The organism is Trichocoleus desertorum ATA4-8-CV12 (assembly GCA_019358975.1).
Lineage (GTDB): Bacteria > Cyanobacteriota > Cyanobacteriia > FACHB-46 > FACHB-46 > Trichocoleus > Trichocoleus desertorum_A.
In genome coordinates, this window is record JAHHIL010000017.1 from 24,175 (window position 1) to 39,712 (window position 15,538).

General features: G+C 48.1%; 18 protein-coding genes. 9 read left to right on the plus strand and 9 right to left on the minus strand.

Annotation, left to right across the window (positions count from 1 at the left end; all coding sequences use genetic code 11):
• The first annotated feature begins 40 nt into the window (after positions 1-40).
• The gene (locus KME12_13965) at positions 41-634 is read left to right on the plus strand and encodes a TIGR04376 family protein (protein ID MBW4488888.1); all 594 of its coding nucleotides are present in this window, start codon (positions 41-43) and stop codon (positions 632-634) included.
• 76 nt (positions 635-710) lie between these two features.
• Here the strand turns inward: KME12_13965 and KME12_13970 are convergent, their stop codons facing one another.
• From KME12_13970 to KME12_13990, 5 genes are all read right to left on the minus strand, one after another.
• Complete coding sequence (locus KME12_13970; protein MBW4488889.1) at positions 711-1,067, minus strand: hypothetical protein; 357 nt, start codon at positions 1,065-1,067, stop codon at positions 711-713.
• Positions 1,068-1,147: 80 nt separating this feature from the next.
• Positions 1,148-2,086: an alpha/beta hydrolase gene (locus KME12_13975; GenBank protein ID MBW4488890.1), complete on the minus strand. Its 939-nt coding sequence runs from the start codon at positions 2,084-2,086 to the stop codon at positions 1,148-1,150.
• Positions 2,087-2,340: 254 nt separating this feature from the next.
• Positions 2,341-3,114 (minus strand): ABC transporter permease, encoded by a 774-nt coding sequence (locus KME12_13980; GenBank protein MBW4488891.1) that lies wholly within the window; start codon positions 3,112-3,114, stop codon positions 2,341-2,343.
• The gene (locus KME12_13985; GenBank protein ID MBW4488892.1) at positions 3,107-4,030 is read right to left on the minus strand and encodes an ABC transporter ATP-binding protein; all 924 of its coding nucleotides are present in this window, start codon (positions 4,028-4,030) and stop codon (positions 3,107-3,109) included. The genes KME12_13980 and KME12_13985 overlap by 8 nt, the downstream gene beginning before the upstream one ends.
• A 5-nt stretch (positions 4,031-4,035) precedes the next feature.
• Positions 4,036-4,248 (minus strand): hypothetical protein, encoded by a 213-nt coding sequence (locus KME12_13990; GenBank protein MBW4488893.1) that lies wholly within the window; start codon positions 4,246-4,248, stop codon positions 4,036-4,038.
• A 143-nt stretch (positions 4,249-4,391) separates the two neighbouring features.
• Between KME12_13990 and KME12_13995 the strand changes: the two genes are divergently transcribed.
• The 5 genes from KME12_13995 to dxr all read left to right on the plus strand — a co-directional run bounded on the left by KME12_13995 (position 4,392) and on the right by dxr (position 8,263).
• Complete coding sequence (locus KME12_13995; protein MBW4488894.1) at positions 4,392-5,471, plus strand: DUF91 domain-containing protein; 1,080 nt, start codon at positions 4,392-4,394, stop codon at positions 5,469-5,471.
• 144 nt (positions 5,472-5,615) lie between these two features.
• Positions 5,616-6,125 (plus strand): DinB family protein, encoded by a 510-nt coding sequence (locus KME12_14000; protein MBW4488895.1) that lies wholly within the window; start codon positions 5,616-5,618, stop codon positions 6,123-6,125.
• A gap of 83 nt (positions 6,126-6,208) precedes the next feature.
• Entirely contained in the window at positions 6,209-6,469 is a 261-nt protein-coding gene (locus tag KME12_14005) for a hypothetical protein (GenBank protein ID MBW4488896.1), read from the plus strand.
• Positions 6,470-6,521: 52 nt separating this feature from the next.
• Complete coding sequence (locus KME12_14010) at positions 6,522-6,884, plus strand: retroviral-like aspartic protease (GenBank protein ID MBW4488897.1); 363 nt, start codon at positions 6,522-6,524, stop codon at positions 6,882-6,884.
• A gap of 182 nt (positions 6,885-7,066) precedes the next feature.
• Positions 7,067-8,263: a 1-deoxy-D-xylulose-5-phosphate reductoisomerase gene (gene dxr, locus KME12_14015; protein MBW4488898.1), complete on the plus strand. Its 1,197-nt coding sequence runs from the start codon at positions 7,067-7,069 to the stop codon at positions 8,261-8,263.
• A 197-nt stretch (positions 8,264-8,460) separates the two neighbouring features.
• On the opposite strand, the gene KME12_14020 is transcribed toward dxr, so the two are convergent.
• Positions 8,461-9,213, minus strand: a complete 753-nt coding sequence (locus tag KME12_14020; GenBank protein ID MBW4488899.1) for a DUF4198 domain-containing protein — start codon at positions 9,211-9,213, stop codon at positions 8,461-8,463.
• Positions 9,214-9,819: 606 nt separating this feature from the next.
• Complete coding sequence (locus KME12_14025; GenBank protein MBW4488900.1) at positions 9,820-10,314, minus strand: acyl-CoA thioesterase; 495 nt, start codon at positions 10,312-10,314, stop codon at positions 9,820-9,822.
• 413 nt (positions 10,315-10,727) lie between these two features.
• Here KME12_14025 and KME12_14030 point away from each other — a divergent pair, with 413 nt between their 5' ends.
• Together KME12_14030 and KME12_14035 are read left to right on the plus strand one after the other, a co-directional pair.
• Positions 10,728-11,573, plus strand: coding sequence for a universal stress protein (locus KME12_14030; GenBank protein MBW4488901.1), 846 nt, complete (start codon positions 10,728-10,730; stop codon positions 11,571-11,573).
• A 147-nt stretch (positions 11,574-11,720) separates the two neighbouring features.
• Positions 11,721-12,695, plus strand: coding sequence for a site-specific DNA-methyltransferase (locus tag KME12_14035; GenBank protein ID MBW4488902.1), 975 nt, complete (start codon positions 11,721-11,723; stop codon positions 12,693-12,695).
• A gap of 170 nt (positions 12,696-12,865) precedes the next feature.
• Here KME12_14035 and KME12_14040 read toward each other — a convergent pair whose 3' ends face one another.
• Both KME12_14040 and KME12_14045 read right to left on the minus strand, forming a co-directional pair.
• Positions 12,866-12,985, minus strand: coding sequence for a photosystem II reaction center protein M (locus KME12_14040; GenBank protein ID MBW4488903.1), 120 nt, complete (start codon positions 12,983-12,985; stop codon positions 12,866-12,868).
• A 176-nt stretch (positions 12,986-13,161) separates the two neighbouring features.
• The gene (locus tag KME12_14045; GenBank protein ID MBW4488904.1) at positions 13,162-13,467 is read right to left on the minus strand and encodes a (2Fe-2S)-binding protein; all 306 of its coding nucleotides are present in this window, start codon (positions 13,465-13,467) and stop codon (positions 13,162-13,164) included.
• Between the two features lie 520 nt (positions 13,468-13,987).
• Here KME12_14045 and psbB point away from each other — a divergent pair.
• Complete coding sequence (gene psbB, locus KME12_14050) at positions 13,988-15,517, plus strand: photosystem II chlorophyll-binding protein CP47 (GenBank protein ID MBW4488905.1); 1,530 nt, start codon at positions 13,988-13,990, stop codon at positions 15,515-15,517.
• The last annotated feature ends 21 nt before the right edge of the window (positions 15,518-15,538 follow it).

Below are 15,538 nucleotides of genomic sequence, written 5' to 3' on the forward strand. Positions count from 1 at the left end.
CCATCAGGAAAAGCTTTATCCGACCGCAGGAGTTCTTGCCGTGGGTTTATTTGAAGATTTCAGCCGTTTTCTGGAAACTCGACTAGAGGAGTTTCTACGGAACAACCCTCATCTGGAGTTGCAAGCCCTAGAAGAACAACTGCGGGAACAGGAAGAAGAATCGCTGCGGCTCATGGCAGATTTGCGCCTGAAAGAGAAGCAAGCCCAAGACAATATTTTGGCGACAGCTCAAGAGATTCAGCGCTGGCATGAGCGGATTGACAAGGCTAAAAAGGCAGGAAGATGGGACTTGGTGAAGCCAGCGGAGGAACGAGAAGCCGCTCTGTTGCGCGAAGGCAATCAGCGTTGGGGCCAGATGCAAGCTCTGAAGGAACGCATGAAGCAAGCAGAAGAACTACAGCGTAAAATTCAGGCCCGTCGTCAAGAAGTGAGAGCTAAAGCGGTGGAAGCGGAAGCGGCTCGCGCTACAGCTAGTGCCAATGCGAGTGCCAAAACCGAACCCAGTTGGCAGACGATTGGCTGGAATCAAAGCAATACCTATCTACATAACAGCGCCGACCCCTTAGAAGCCCAATTTAAGCGCTGGGAAATGGACGAAGAACTAGATCAACTGAAGCGCAACATGGGGCGATAGTTCAGACTGATTGGGAAAAGCTTAATTTAGCGATCGCGACCCCTGACTTGTCCAAATCAAGAGCTAGCTTAAGTTTTTACTCTTGGGGCTCAGGGCGACGAATAGTAAATGAAACGGGGCGAGGTGATTGAGCTTTGAGGTTAGGTAACTGAGGCTCTAAAGGTTTTTGGGCTGAGTTAAGTTGAACCGGAATGCCTGATTGAGCAGGGTTAATCACTGTAGGAGCTGGGCTGGCGATCGCCTTTGATTCCTCAAACTTCAAGGCGAAGGGTAAGCCAGTCCGTTTGTCATAGTTAGAGGCGATCGCTAAAGCCGCTCCACCCAAAATAAACACAGGCAACGGTAAGGTAATCGTCCAGTTGAAATGCTGCACCCATTGGTACAGTTCCACCAAGCCAAACAAGACCACAAAAGTAGTTGCCCAGATTTTCATGGCTCAGCCCCAAGATTCACTCATGTACCAGTACTGTACCAAAGCCGTACTATATCGCAACGCTTGGAGCTAGAAGTGCCTTAGGCTGACCATTCCTGGATAAAAGGCGCGATCGCTTGGACAAATTCAGGAGTTGTTTCGTAGGGCATGACGTTTCGGCCTGTCATCTTGAGGCTACGGCCTTGAGGGAGATGAGCGAGATAGTCGGCAATGCGTTGATCAGGGGTTTCCTGCTTTCCAGAACGACTGATGCTGGACGCAGTTTCTCCCACCACTACCAGCGTGGGTTGCTGAATGGCCGCGATCGCTTTCTCGTAGTCTTGTCGCCAAAAGCCTGCTAAGAACGCAAACACTGCATGACGACTCGCTGGATCTTGAGCCCCTTCCACTAACATGTCTACCCATTCTTGATCCACAGCCTCGGCGCGATCGAACAGTTGTTTGGTAGAAAACGATCGCAAAAACTGGGGACGACGAGCATACCGGAAGAAGGCTGCACCTAAAGGCGAATCAAACAGATTCCAAGAGAGTCGTCGTTGCCAAGGGGGAGAAGCTTGGGTCATCACGGGCCAAGCCGGAGGGCCAGAGAGCACTAAACCACGAATCAGATTGGTTTCGGTTTGTAATTGGGTCAAGGCGATCGCAACTGGAAACAACGCTCCCTGCACCACCAAAATCACAGGCTGCTGAATCACCGTCTGCAAAAAGTACTGCAACTGCTCCGCCCAATCTTCGGGAGTGTAAGTCACGTGAGGCATATCGCTGTCTCCACAGCCCAACAGATCAGGGTTGTAGATGGGGTTGCGATTTCCAGCTTGATACCACTCGCGACAAAAGCGCTGCCAAAAATGCCGCGACAACCCCACACCGATAGGATGAATCAACAATAAGGGCGTTCCAGTTGCCGTAGACGCATCGGTAGGAGTTTGCACCTCATAAGCGCAACGATATTCTTTCCAGGTATAGAACTGCGTGGGGGAAACAGTTTGGTATTCGGGGGCAGAAGTTGGAGATTGCATAGAGGTTGAGGATTGGGGTGCTTGAAATTCTCTTGCGTAACTACCGTGTCCAATCGTTTGCTGAGTGCAAATTCCTGTGAAACCTAACCCCCAGCCCCTTCCCTGCCAGGGAAGGGGAGCTAGATTTAAAGCCCCTCGCCTCGCAGGAGAGGGTTTGGGGAGAGGTCTGTGGCTTCACTGTACTATCAAAAATTAGTGTGTACACGGTAGTGACACAGGGAGGGTTTGCGGGGCATTCTTCCCGCATTTTAGGATCAATACCCGCTCAACAAACCTCGTTGCTTAGCTCGGCGTTCGGCTTGCCAAAATAGCAGTACCCCAACTACTAGATATACAGCTCCGTTGATAAAGGCGATCGCCAACTCGTTCCAATCTAGGGCTTGCCCTTCTGCCATCAGTTCTCGTAATACACCCGCCCCAGCGGTCATGGGCAGAATTCTTGATAACACTTGCAGGGAACCTGTCCAATTTTCTGTAGGGGTTGAAATCAAGAATAGTAGGGCAAATTGAAAAATGCCTAACACTTGCTGTACCCGCTTGAGTAGCAACGCTAAGGCTCCTAGCGCAAAGGATAAACCATAGGCTCCGAGCAGAATGGCGCTAAGCGGTAAAAATAAACTGAAGCTGAAATTGAGCCGACTGCCTGTGACTGCCATGATGATCAGCAGCACTACGAGAGTTAGGAATAAGCGGAGAGTGAGACTCGCGATCGCCCGCATCAAGAAGACCCGTGAGGCTCCAAAGGGAGATAGGAATAACTGCTCTAGCGTCCCGGTTTGAGCTTCTGCCTGTAAGCCGACGGCAATGTCGTTCATGATGAAGATCAACAGCGTCCACAGTACATAGCCAATGACTACCGCATCTAAGCGATCGCCAAACTGGATACTAGGCCCAGCAATGTAACGGGCACTGGCAAATAGCCCGTAAAAGACGAGAGTCGTGATTAAAATTCCAGCGATCGCATCAGCGGGATAACGAATGAACTGAATCCAACTTCGTCGCAGTTCGGCCCAAAACAAGTTAAGCATCTCGCCCCTCCCGCACCAATTTCAAAAAGATGCCTGTCAAATCAGCTTGATCCTTCTTCACCCGCAAAATCGGCAGCGGTTGCAGAATGGCAAACACTTGATACAGCGTGTCGGAACCCTGCACATACACGGTTTGCTCAGCTTCAACGACTGCACCCAGCGCCGCGATCGCCTGACTTTGCTTGGCATCCAAGGAGCTTTCGAGTTCGATCGTGTAAGCAGAACCAGAAAACTGCCGAATCAATTCTCGTGTCGGCTCCTCAGCAATAATTTCTCCTGCTTGAATAATTGCCACGCGATCAGAGAGTTGTTCGGCAATGTCAAGCTGGTGGGTAGTGAGGAGAATCGCCCGTCCTTCTTGAGCAATCTCGCGCACCAAAGCTTTGACGTTTTCGGTGGCTTCTACATCAAGGCCGAGGGTGGGTTCATCTAACAGTAAAAGCTGCGGTTGATGTACCAGAGCCACAGCGATCGCCAGTTTTTGTTGCATCCCTCGTGACAGGGCTTGCACTGGAGTCCGGCGTTTATCCATCAAGCCAAAGCGCTCTAGTAGCGATCGCCCGTATCGTTTAGCGTGGCGCTGGTCTAATCCCCGCAACATGCCGAAGTATTCTAGATTCTCTTCTGGGCTGAGCCGCCAGTAGACATTGCGATTGCCCTCCAAAACGGCACCAAGCAGTTTTAAGGCGTGGGGCTCACGGTGGGGGTCACTTCCGGTAATTTTGACAAAGCCAGAGTCGGGACGAATTAAGCCCGCAATCATCTTGATGGTGGTGGTTTTGCCTGCTCCGTTTGGCCCCAGAAACGCCAGAACTTCACCTGTCTTGATAGTTAAGGAAACGTCGCGCACGGCTTGGATCTGTTTGCCGCGATCGCGATAGGTTTTGCTCAGGTTGTTGGCTTCGAGTGCAATCATGTCGCCTAAACTAACCACCCTGTTTCATCGCGTTCGTGGCGCTCGTGGCGAGCTTGAGCAAATTGCTGGAGCTGCCCCGCATTTTGTTGTTCGCACCACCAGCGCAAGCCAGCCTCAATCGCTTGGTCGCGATCGCTGGTCAATTGGTCTACTTGTTGCACCAGTGCTGCATCTAAGGTGACAGAAATGGTCTGCTGTGAAAAATCCACCGAGGACATGTTGAGATTGCCAGTCAGGGTTAGGTTTTGCGAAGGTTTGCGATCGCTTTGTTACTATATCAACCTAAAACCACTCTCTGAGTCAGCTCACTGAGGATAGATTAGGACATAATTTCTGTAGCTAGATTTTGTAAGGAGAAAAGATGCCTATTGAAGTTGGAATTTGGCGATTAGGAGATAAGCCAGAGAAAGTTGTTATGTCCGCCATTGACTCTGAGATAAGGCTTGAAGATGCTCTTACCAAGGATCTATCAATTTTATCTCCACAACTAATGCTGATTGGCCGACAAATTCCAACTGCATACGGGAAGTTTATTGATATCCTGGCGATGGACATGTCAGGATATCTATCTATCATTGAGCTAAAAAGGAATCGTACGCCCCGTGAGGTAGTAGCTCAATTGCTGGACTATGCTTCTTGGGTACAAACACTTTCATATGAAGCAATTGCCAAAACTTACTCGGATAAAAATCAAAACAAAAAAATAGAAGAGGGGTTCGATGAAGCTTTTGGCATGAGTTTGCCAGAGCAAATCAATCAAGCACATGAATTGATTGTAGTTTCATCAGAACTAGATACTAGTACAGAGCGAATTATTAGCTATCTCTCAGATAACGACGGTGTACCAGTTAACGCAGTATTTTTCCGCTTTTTTCGAGACAACGATCGCGAGTATTTAACAAGAACTTGGCTCACTGAACCGGAAGAAGTTGAACGAAAAGCTAGTAAATCAAAAAGTAGAAAAGGTGGTGAATCTTGGAATGGCCGAGATTTCTACATCAGTCTTGGAGAGGGTGAACATAGAACTTGGGATGATTGCCAAAGATATGGCTTCATCTCTGGTGGCCAAGGTAAATGGTATAACCAAACCTTAAAGCTTTTATTTCCTGGAGCAAGAGTTTTTGTCAACATACCTAAAACAGGTTATGTTGGCGTCGGAACAGTGAAGGAAAGTCCTCTTCCTATCAAGGATTTTAAGGTAGTCATTGATAGTCAAGAGATTCCAATTCTAAATGCTCCTCTCAAAGCTATAAATATGAAAGAAAATGTCAATAATCCAGATTTATGTGAATATCTCGTTCGGATTGAATGGATAAAAACCTTTCCCAAAGGTAAAGCTTACTGGGAGAAGGGGTTTTTCGCCATTCAGCATACAGCCTGTAGGTTAACAAACACTTTTACGATAGAAAGGCTTGCTAAACATTTCGGTTTGGATGATTAATGTGTATAAAAATCTTAAAAGTCAGAAGACGTAAAAATATTTAGAAGTTGTATTGCTTTAGTTAGCGATCGCCTAACTCATTACTCAAAACCTAAACTATGACCCCCAATAGTTAAATTTTAAGCTGCTAGTTGCAGGTAAGCCATGAATCTAAAATCGCATTTTGTCACGATCGCAAAATATAATGCTTGGGCGAATGCCAAACTCTACAAAATGGCTCGTGAATTGCCCGATGAAGCCTATCGTAAAAACGTCGGGGCGTATTTTGGCAGCTTGCAAGGAACCCTCAATCATATCCTTACCGCCGATCGCATTTGGATGCGTCGCATGACTGGAACTGGAGAGCATCCTGACAAGCTGAACGCGATCGCCTTTGAGGATTTGCCTTCCCTCCAAGCAGCCAGAGAAGCTGAAGACGATCGCATTCTGCAATTTGTAGAAGGATTAACAGACGCTGACCTCGACCGAGAGTGGAGCTACCAAACCCTTGATGGAGCACCTCACCGTCAACCCCTCCACGAGATCCTGGCCCACTTCTTTAATCACCAAACTCATCATCGCGGCCAAGCCCATGCCATCCTTACCGCCCTCGGTGTTGCTGAACCTGACCCCCTCGACCTTTTAATGATGGTCCGTGAGGCTAAGGGTTCGTAGAGCGATCGTCTTGATATTAGCCGTAAAGCTAAGACGGTATGGCTTACGTTAAGTTGGGTGATACAAGTATTTCTTGAGAAAAAATGCCCCTCAGCGAGTTGCTATCTGCTGCTAGCCAACTAACCCATCAAGACAAATTACGCCTTATCCATTTTCTACTGCTGGAAGTAGCAAAAGAAGAGGGATGTAATCTCGAATCACCTGGGCATCAAGCACCAGAAGACTTACTACTAAGTCAACTAGCATCAACCGAAGCTACTGTGTGGTCTCCCTACGATTCCTACGAAGCAGCTCAAACCCTCTCTAACCTTTTAGAAGAAGCAAGAAAAGAGAATGATGCTTGATGGGAGACGGTTTCCCTTCGTTGAGCGGAGTAGCAACCTTGGTACTTCTAGCATGATGCCTTATCTGCCCTTAACACTGACTTACCGAAATCAATCGGTAGAAGTGATGGGTTTGCTGGATACAGGTGCCAGCGTCAACGTATTGCCTTACGAAGTGGGCTTACAACTTGGCGCTGTCTGGGAAGAACAAACAGTTCCAGTTCAATTGGGTGGTAATTTGGCCCAGCTAGAAGCAAGGGGCTTAATTGTTTCATCTCATGTAGATGAGTTTGCCCCGGTGATGCTTGCGTTTGCTTGGACATCATCTAAAGACGCCCCTGTAATCCTAGGGCACATGAACTTCTTTGCAGAATTCGATATCTGTTTTTATCACTCTGATTTAGCATTCGAGATACATCCACGAAGAAAAGGATGATCTTCAGAGCCTTTATGACTTTGGCTGGTTTTCAGGTTTGTCCAAGCCTTTCATAGCGTTAGGCCAGTATTGACTTTGTTCCGACAGCAGCACGAGTTGAGCAGAAATAAACCCAGCTTCTGGTTGGTTAGAACGTGTCCATCGCCATTTATAGTGGAATTGCAGTCAATTCTTAAGCGATTGTGAAAGCAATTACTCTCCTCGGCTCCACTGGCTCGATTGGTACGCAAACGCTAGACATCGTGGCTCAATATCCCGACCAGTTTCGGATTGTTGGGTTGGCGGCGGGACGGAATGTCGAACTACTGGCGCAACAGATTCGGCAATTTAAGCCAGAAATCGTGGCCCTTTGTGACGAGGAGAAACTGCCAGAACTGAAAGCGGCGATCGCAGACCTTGCTCCCCAACCGATTCTGCTGACGGGGGAGGCGGGGATTGTAGAAGTGGCACGCTATGGCGATTCAGAGGCCGTAGTCACCGGAATTGTGGGTTGTGCGGGTCTGTTACCGACGATCGCCGCGATCGAAGCAGGGAAAGATATTGCTCTTGCCAACAAAGAAACTCTGATTGCAGGTGGGCCAGTTGTGCTGCCCTTGGTTGAGAAACATGGCATCAAGTTGTTGCCTGCCGACTCCGAACACTCCGCCATCTTTCAGTGCTTGCAAGGCGTACCGAAAGGTGGACTGCGACGAATTCTTCTGACTGCTTCCGGTGGTGCTTTCCGCGATTGGCCTGTGGAGAAACTGCCTCAAGTGACAGTGGCTGATGCCTTAAAGCATCCCAACTGGTCCATGGGTCGCAAGATTACGGTAGACTCTGCCACCTTGATGAACAAAGGTTTGGAAGTCATTGAGGCGCACTATCTATTTGGTATGGACTACGACGACATCGAAATCGTCATCCATCCCCAAAGCATTATTCACTCTTTAATTGAGCTGCAAGATACCTCTGTTCTGGCGCAACTGGGCTGGCCCGATATGCGCTTGCCACTGCTCTACGCCCTTTCTTGGCCCGATCGCATCTACACCAACTGGGAACGCCTCGACTTGGTGAAAGCAGGAGATCTCACCTTCCGCGCTCCCGACCACCAGAAATATCCTTGTATGCAGTTGGCTTATGCCGCAGGTCGAGCCGGGGGTTCTATGCCCGCTGTCCTCAATGCCGCGAACGAACAAGCAGTGGCCCTGTTCCTCGACGAAAAGATTCGCTTTTTAGATATCCCTCGCGTGATTGAAACTGCTTGCGATCGCTACCAAACCCAAAACTCTACCACTCCTTCCTTAGAAGATATTGTGGCCGCTGACCAATGGGCGAGACAAGCGGTTCTGCAAGCCACTGAGGAACTAAACCAGGGCGATCGCCTAATTTCCCTGCGCTAACCTCGGCTTATTCCAGTTATGCTTTTGGCACTTCAGTCATACAGAGACTAGCGCGTCAGTACGTTCCGAAACTTCTAAGAGCGATCGTACTAGCGGGTAGCTGCATAACTGGAGTGCCGCAATCAGATCTCCTGCTAACTCAACAAAGTTAAACTACCAAGCTGAGCAATCTATTTAGGTTTGCTATAGCAGAGTAATTATTCTTTGGCTGTCATAGTCCGTTTTCTGGTAAAGGCCGCCAACCCTACAACTCCTAAACCAATTAGAGCAGATGGTTCAGGAACAGAGGCACGAGGTGCAAGGCGTTCTGCGGTTAAGCTAGCACCATACTCAACAGCCTGACCATTGCTAGACCTGATTTGATAGCTAGCTTCAATGGGTTGCAATCCATCCGCTCCTACAGGAATTGCAGCGATACCATTGCTATCTAACGCAACCTCCTCTCCTAAGTATTCCAACAATACATTATTAGTGGGCGCTCCCTGGTAGAGCACTTGTACGGGCAGAGATGCCCCCGTGAGCCCAATCGGATTCCGGAGGGGCAAAATTTCAAAGGGTAAGCCTAAAGGGTTCGCAACAAAGTCTGACCAATCATAAAGAGCTTTCGTGTACTTCAAGGTATTGACAGTTGTGTTGATGTTGCGGTCAAAGTAGCTGCTTTCATAAAAGGCGGTAATCGCCGCAACGTCTCCTTTAGCAGTGATAGAAACGCCATCTGTATGCGGAACCTGAGAGAAGGGAAGAGCAGCTCCAGAGGCATCGTAGACATTCACTTGCTTGACTCTAGCGGGATCATAAGGTTGTGGTGTGCCCAACTCAGGATGACCAAATAGAAGGTCGAAATTGCCGTCCTGTTGCTGAAACCAAATCGCATGCGCTAAAGCGGGTTGAGCCAATAAGGGCAGTAGAGCTACTGACAAAAGTACTTCTTTCAACCACTTCTGAGCCATTTTATTTCTCCTGCAATGGGTAGATGCTCGTTTTGATTACGCGAGCGACAAGGGAAGCAACCTACACCCCGTAAAAGCCTTAGGTAGGGAGCTTTTAGCAGTTTGAGGATGATTCCCATTATCTCCATCACAGATTAGTAAGCCAGTGAAAATACTACCATTCCCCTGCAAGTATCTTCACCAAATCATTAAACAAGGCCTCTTTTTTAAAGTTTCTATAAAGGAGAAGCTTTAATATTTCGCAATATCGAACTAGAGGATAAATGCCAATGGCATTAATACCTAAATTTGCAGACAGAAGGCTGGAATGAAGTATTTTCTCCCTCTACCCCGTTATGGGTTCAACTGCTAACGAGATTCAAGTTCAAACCATAGATCATCTAGCATCGTCGCTGGAACGATGAATGAGATTGGACTGGTTGAACAAGTAGTCAAATGATTGGAAGCTCATCCGTAGGCAGTAATGACGCTAGGACAAGGGTTCAAATCGATGATTTTCGATGGTTGAGTTTTGCCTCAACCCCGTTGTATCTCTTTAAGCAGCCCTTGCTGGCAAGGCGATCGAGCCTTTGCTGGGCACTGAGGTAAGAGCCTATCACTGAATTGTTAACTGGCACTCACTAAGCGGGCTAAGGCATCCTTCACAGCAGGCGGGAGTCTTCGCATAATCTTGCCTTTTTCCCGGTCAACCGCTACTAAGATCACCCGCGCTGTCAGGTACAGTTCTGCGCCATCCGGAGATTGAATCTGGTAATCCCAGTTAATTCGCACTCCATCGACATCGGCCATCCGAGCTTTTACGATCGCCGACATCCCTAAGCGCAGACCTCGGTGGTAACGCACCGACAGATCCACTACAGGTAAATCACAACCCAACGCGACTAGGTCAGCATAGTCAATGCCGATCGCGCGTAGACATTCAATTCGAGCTTCTTCCATCCAAGCTACATAGGCACCGTGCCAAACGGCTCCTGCATAGTCAGTATGGTTAGGATGAACCCGCACCGGGTACTCAAACCAACTTCCCGCTGCAAACAACGGTGGGCTTTGAATGGCTCCCGAAGCAGGGACTTGAGGTTGTATTTGTTTACTTTCCGACACGTTGCGATCGCCTAAAAAATCTAAGTTTTACATTAATTTCTAAACTAATTTTTACACTAATTGTTCAGATTATTTAAGTTTGCCTGAACCCAATTTTGCTTAACCAATTCAAACCGTCGATTTTTACTTCCCTCTCAGGGCAAAAACTGACTTCGATTACTACAAATCCTTTACACAGATAATTCTGGCCTAATAATCGTGACACTTCTTAACAAGAAGTTGGAATCACAAATCTTTAAGAGAATGAGACCATTCACTATCAGTAGATATGATGATCTTGTAAGAAGAAGGCTAAAGTTTTTCAGCCAATCGATCATTCAATGTAATGAATGATTAAAAGGTGTTACTAATCACTGAACTGTTCGGGCATTAACTTAAGAAACTAGACAATTTTTTGGGCACGAGGCGAAACAATGATTGAGAGAATTCTGCTAGCTGACTCCGGAAATGGACACTCTGAAGAGATGCTCAAGGCTTTAATGGCCATTCCGTCCATGCAACGGGCATCCGTTACAGTTCTCCACGTAGTGCAGCCCCAAATTACGGCTGAATCAATGGCTGCAAAGCGAGAGCAAGGCCAGCAGCTTTTAGAGTCGGCTGTGCAATCCCTGCACCTTGATTCGGGCCATGTTACGACGATTCTACGGGAAGGCAATCCTAAGGATGAAGTCTGCCGCGTCGCTGATGAGATTGATGCCGATCTCGTCATTATGGGTTCCCGTGGCCTCAAGCGTCTAGAGGCAATTTTAGAAGACTCTGTCAGCCAGTATGTGTTCCAAGCTTCTTCTCGTCCCATGTTGTTTGTGAAGGACGACGTTTATGTGAAGCAAATCCATCGAGTTATGGTCGCGATGGATAACTCTGATTCAGCTAAAAAGTCACTCGACTTAGCCATGTTCTTGCTACGAGATGTGAAGGGTGGACAGCTACTCCTGACTCACGTCAATCCCAAGAAGGAACGATCAGGCGTAGCCATGCAAAATCCAGAGCAAGATCCTGTCTTGGCTCCTGCGGTGGCAGCAGCGAAAAAGTGGGGCATTGCCTACCGTTGCATTTCCACAAGTGGTAAGCCTGGAGAAGAAATCTGTCGCTTGGCAGAAGAGATGAGCGTTGACCTGCTAATGCTCGGCTCTCCCGATCGCCGTCCCATGATCGGCAAAACCTTGCCCGATCTCGATCGTCTCCTCGGCGGCTCCCTATCAGATTACGTCCGAGTTTATGCCAACTGCCCTGTACTGCTAGAGCGGACAGTAGGTTAAGTCTGAAGTTAAATTGAGTTGAGTCAAACAACCTGGGCCAGAAGCAAACATTGCTAAGATCTGCCCCAGGTTGTTTCTTTCTAAACTAACCTCAGAGCTGTTCCTGCGGCGCTATCTTAGAGCAAAGCCTGGTTTGAAGGGTGAAACGTGGCAGAAAGAATCAGAGCAGCTCGAAATCGTACCCTGACGTTGACAGAGGCAGAGCGATCGCATTACCCATCCCAACTGTTACAGCTATCTGGCCCAGTTACTGCTGAGGCGATCCTCAACCAAACGATTTGCCAAGATTTGTTCCAAGTTTTGGATTGGCTCCCAGAGCAGTTTGTCGATTTGCTGGTTATAGACCCTCCTTATAACCTCACCAAACAGTTCAATCAACAATGGGTAAAGCAGCGATCGCTCGAAGACTACAGCGATTGGGTGGATAGTTGGCTGTCTCGCCTAGTACGGGTACTAAAGCCCACGGCCTCGGTTTATCTCTGTGGTGACTGGCAATCTTCCCTCGCCCTCTACGCGATCGCCTCGCGTTATTTTACGGTGCGTAATCGCATCACGTGGGAACGTGAAAAAGGTCGGGGAGCTAAAGCCAATTGGAAAAACTGTGCCGAAGATATTTGGTTTTGTACTGTCTCAAAAGACTACTACTTCGATGCTGAGGCAGTGCAATTAAAACGCCAAGTTCGGGCTCCTTACACCGATGGGGCAGGGCAACCCAAAGATTGGCAAAATACCGCAGAAGGTAACTTTCGCCTCACAGCCGCTTCTAACCTCTGGACGGATATGACTGTGCCCTTCTGGTCTATGCCCGAAAACACCGATCACCCTACCCAAAAACCAGAGAAGCTAATCGCCAAAATTATTCTGGCTAGCTCACCCATGGGTGCTGTCGTCCTCGATCCATTTCTCGGTTCAGGGACTACTTCTGTGGTTGCTAAAAAGTTAGATCGGCAGTTTGTCGGGATTGAACTAGACGAGTACTATGCTTGCCTAGCGCTAAAACGTCTAGCCCTAGCAGAGAGCGATCGCCACATTCAAGGCTACTGCGATCGTGTTTTTTGGGAACGCAACACATTGCCCCACCAAAGAACATTGCTCAAACGTAGATTTTTATCTCAGCCATAGCAAAAGCGCCGCACTTTTGAGAAGTAGGCGCTTAGCAGTATCAATCCAATTCAGTTGTTCAGTTGCTTGATCAAAAATGATTGATCAAAACGCAAATTAACACAAGTTTTGAAGCCGTTGGCAGGAGAGTAAAATCACCAACCCAGGGTTGCTCGATCTCCTAAGCAAAACTATTTGTCTTGGTCTGCTGATTGGCGGCTAGCAGTTTGGATATAAAGAATCAGCAAAAATACAGTTGGAACCAACACAAACAAAATACTTGCGACAAATCCTAGCTCATTAACTTCCATTACCCAGCCTCAATTTCATTTCAAAGTTACTAGCAGGCCCAGCTCACTCAAGCAAACAAGTTACCGCTTACTGGCAATGCTGTCGTCAGAACTGGGCTTTGAAAAAGCCTTAAGTGCCCTGTCTATCTTGTATCACAGATGGGCTGTCTGCTAACACCTACTCTCTTGATCTCCAATCAACGGCTCTTAGGTTTAGTGTTTACGCTCACAGGCCCATTCACCAAGGCTTGGCAAGCTAACCGATAGTTGTCAGGCTTTTTCTTGAGTTTACGATCCTCAACCTCAGTCCGAGGAGAAAGATTATCAAGACCTTCCACAACCTCAACAATGCAGGTACCACATTGGCCATACCCGCCACAGTTCGTCATTTTGCCAATGAGGGTATAAACATCAATCCCATTCTCGATCGCCTTAAACCTCAAGTTGGCCCCATCTGCTGCGATCACCTCTTTATTTTCTTTGACGAACTTAATATTTCCCATGCCCGTTTCCCTCGTTGTCGCTTCGTTACATTCACCCGTCATCACAAAAGCTGCTCTATCTCAGTGGCATAGACGTTGCCGCAAAAATGTAACAGCTTAACCAGTAAGGTTCAAGAAACGCAAATTCTTTCTCAGAATCAAAGCTCCCCGTTTCTAAGCTAACAAATGAATTGATGCTGATCTGACCCAGAACGTTGTATTCTGCTAGCTTTCAGTCAAAAACCGTGAAGATGCCAGGATATTGAAGAGTAATTACAAGTCACAAAGGACTATTGCAGAACCATCAACTTTACTTGCATTAGGCTCTAACACTGGTTACACTTCTTTATACATTTCATCTTTATAAGCGCATTGTCAAACTGCTTAAGCTGTCTTGTTTAGAGGCAATTTTGGTAGACGGTGCTAAACGGCAAAAGAGTTACAGCGGTTCCAGATCTGGTAGGTTTATCAGTATCCGGCACCTTAACAAAATGCTGAAAGAAGCGTTGAAGTAGGAATATTTAGAGGAGGAGCGTAGTCAATGGGACTACCCTGGTACCGAGTACACACAGTCGTTCTGAATGATCCAGGGCGGCTGATTTCTGTACACCTAATGCACACTGCCCTTGTGGCAGGCTGGGCCGGTTCAATGGCGTTGTATGAACTGGCTATTTTTGATCCTAGCGACCCCGTCCTGAATCCCATGTGGCGTCAGGGCATGTTCGTTCTACCCTTCATGACTCGTTTGGGCGTCACCCAATCTTGGGGTGGCTGGAGCATTGCAGGTGAAGCAGCTGCCAATCCTGGTATCTGGTCATTTGAAGGTGTTGCAGCTGCTCACATTATCCTTTCCGGTCTACTATTCCTCGCTGCCTGCTGGCACTGGGTTTATTGGGATCTAGAACTGTTTAGAGATCCTCGGACTGGCGAGCCTGCTCTCGACTTGCCAAAAATGTTTGGCATTCACTTGTTCTTGTCTGGTCTACTCTGCTTTGGCTTTGGTGCATTCCACCTGTCAGGCTTGTTTGGACCCGGAATGTGGGTTTCCGACCCCTATGGTATAACAGGCAGTGTTCAGGCTGTGGCTCCAGAATGGGGACCTGCTGGATTTAACCCCTTCAACCCTGGTGGGATTGTGGCTCACCACATTGCAGCTGGAACGGTTGGCATTATTGCTGGTTTATTCCACCTCAGTGTCCGTCCTCCTGAGCGTCTCTACAGAGCGTTGCGGATGGGTAACATTGAGACTGTTCTCTCTAGCAGTATTGCGGCTGTCTTCTTTGCTGCTTTTGTGGTTGCAGGCACGATGTGGTACGGCAACGCTGCTACCCCCATCGAATTGTTTGGCCCCACTCGCTATCAGTGGGACCAAGGTTACTTTTATCAAGAAATCAACCGTCGTGTTGAAGCCAGTGTTGCTGGAGGCGGCAGTCTCGAAGCAGCTTGGTCGGAGATTCCTGAGAAGCTAGCGTTCTACGACTATGTCGGCAACAACCCTGCGAAGGGTGGTTTGTTCCGTACTGGTCCCATGAACAAAGGTGACGGGATTGCTCAAACTTGGCTAGGCCACCCTGTCTTCAAAGATTCTGAAGGTCGCGAGCTGTTTGTTCGTCGTATCCCCAACTTCTTTGAGAACTTCCCCGTTGTCTTGATTGATAGCGAAGGAATAGTTCGGGCAGACATTCCCTTCCGTCGGGCTGAATCTAAATACAGCTTTGAGCAGACTGGAGTGACTGTTAGCCTGTACGGTGGCGAACTCGATGGCAAAACCTTCGATGATCCTGCAACTGTGAAGCGCTATGCTCGTGCAGCTCAGTTGGGCGAACCCTTCCAGTTCGATCGCGAAACTTTGAACTCTGACGGGGTATTCCGGACTAGCACTCGTGGTTGGTTTACCTTCGGACATGCTGTATTTGCACTCTTGTTCTTCTTCGGCCACATCTGGCACGGTTCTCGGACTCTGTTCCGCGACGTGTTTGCTGGGGTTGAGGCCGACCTAGAGGAGCAAGTTGAGTGGGGTCTGTTCCAGAAAGTGGGTGACAAGAGCAGCCGCCGGAAGGAAGCTGTTTAAGCCTCTGTATGAGAGCGGAAG

Excerpts from the sequence above, each read along its gene's own strand:
- psbB (MBW4488905.1), top strand. The coding sequence starts at position 13,988 with ATGGGACTACCCTGGTACCGAGTACACACAGTCGTTCTGAATGATCCA.
- KME12_13975 (MBW4488890.1), bottom strand. The coding sequence starts at position 2,086 with ATGCAATCTCCAACTTCTGCCCCCGAATACCAAACTGTTTCCCCCACG.
- KME12_14010 (MBW4488897.1), top strand. The coding sequence starts at position 6,522 with ATGATGCCTTATCTGCCCTTAACACTGACTTACCGAAATCAATCGGTA.
- KME12_14030 (MBW4488901.1), top strand. The coding sequence starts at position 10,728 with ATGATTGAGAGAATTCTGCTAGCTGACTCCGGAAATGGACACTCTGAA.
- KME12_13990 (MBW4488893.1), bottom strand. The coding sequence starts at position 4,248 with ATGTCCTCGGTGGATTTTTCACAGCAGACCATTTCTGTCACCTTAGAT.
- KME12_14005 (MBW4488896.1), top strand. The coding sequence starts at position 6,209 with ATGCCCCTCAGCGAGTTGCTATCTGCTGCTAGCCAACTAACCCATCAA.
- KME12_13995 (MBW4488894.1), top strand. The coding sequence starts at position 4,392 with ATGCCTATTGAAGTTGGAATTTGGCGATTAGGAGATAAGCCAGAGAAA.
- KME12_13970 (MBW4488889.1), bottom strand. The coding sequence starts at position 1,067 with ATGAAAATCTGGGCAACTACTTTTGTGGTCTTGTTTGGCTTGGTGGAA.
- KME12_14040 (MBW4488903.1), bottom strand. The coding sequence starts at position 12,985 with ATGGAAGTTAATGAGCTAGGATTTGTCGCAAGTATTTTGTTTGTGTTG.
- KME12_13980 (MBW4488891.1), bottom strand. The coding sequence starts at position 3,114 with ATGCTTAACTTGTTTTGGGCCGAACTGCGACGAAGTTGGATTCAGTTC.
- KME12_14045 (MBW4488904.1), bottom strand. The coding sequence starts at position 13,467 with ATGGGAAATATTAAGTTCGTCAAAGAAAATAAAGAGGTGATCGCAGCA.
- KME12_13985 (MBW4488892.1), bottom strand. The coding sequence starts at position 4,030 with ATGATTGCACTCGAAGCCAACAACCTGAGCAAAACCTATCGCGATCGC.
- KME12_14020 (MBW4488899.1), bottom strand. The coding sequence starts at position 9,213 with ATGGCTCAGAAGTGGTTGAAAGAAGTACTTTTGTCAGTAGCTCTACTG.
- KME12_14000 (MBW4488895.1), top strand. The coding sequence starts at position 5,616 with ATGAATCTAAAATCGCATTTTGTCACGATCGCAAAATATAATGCTTGG.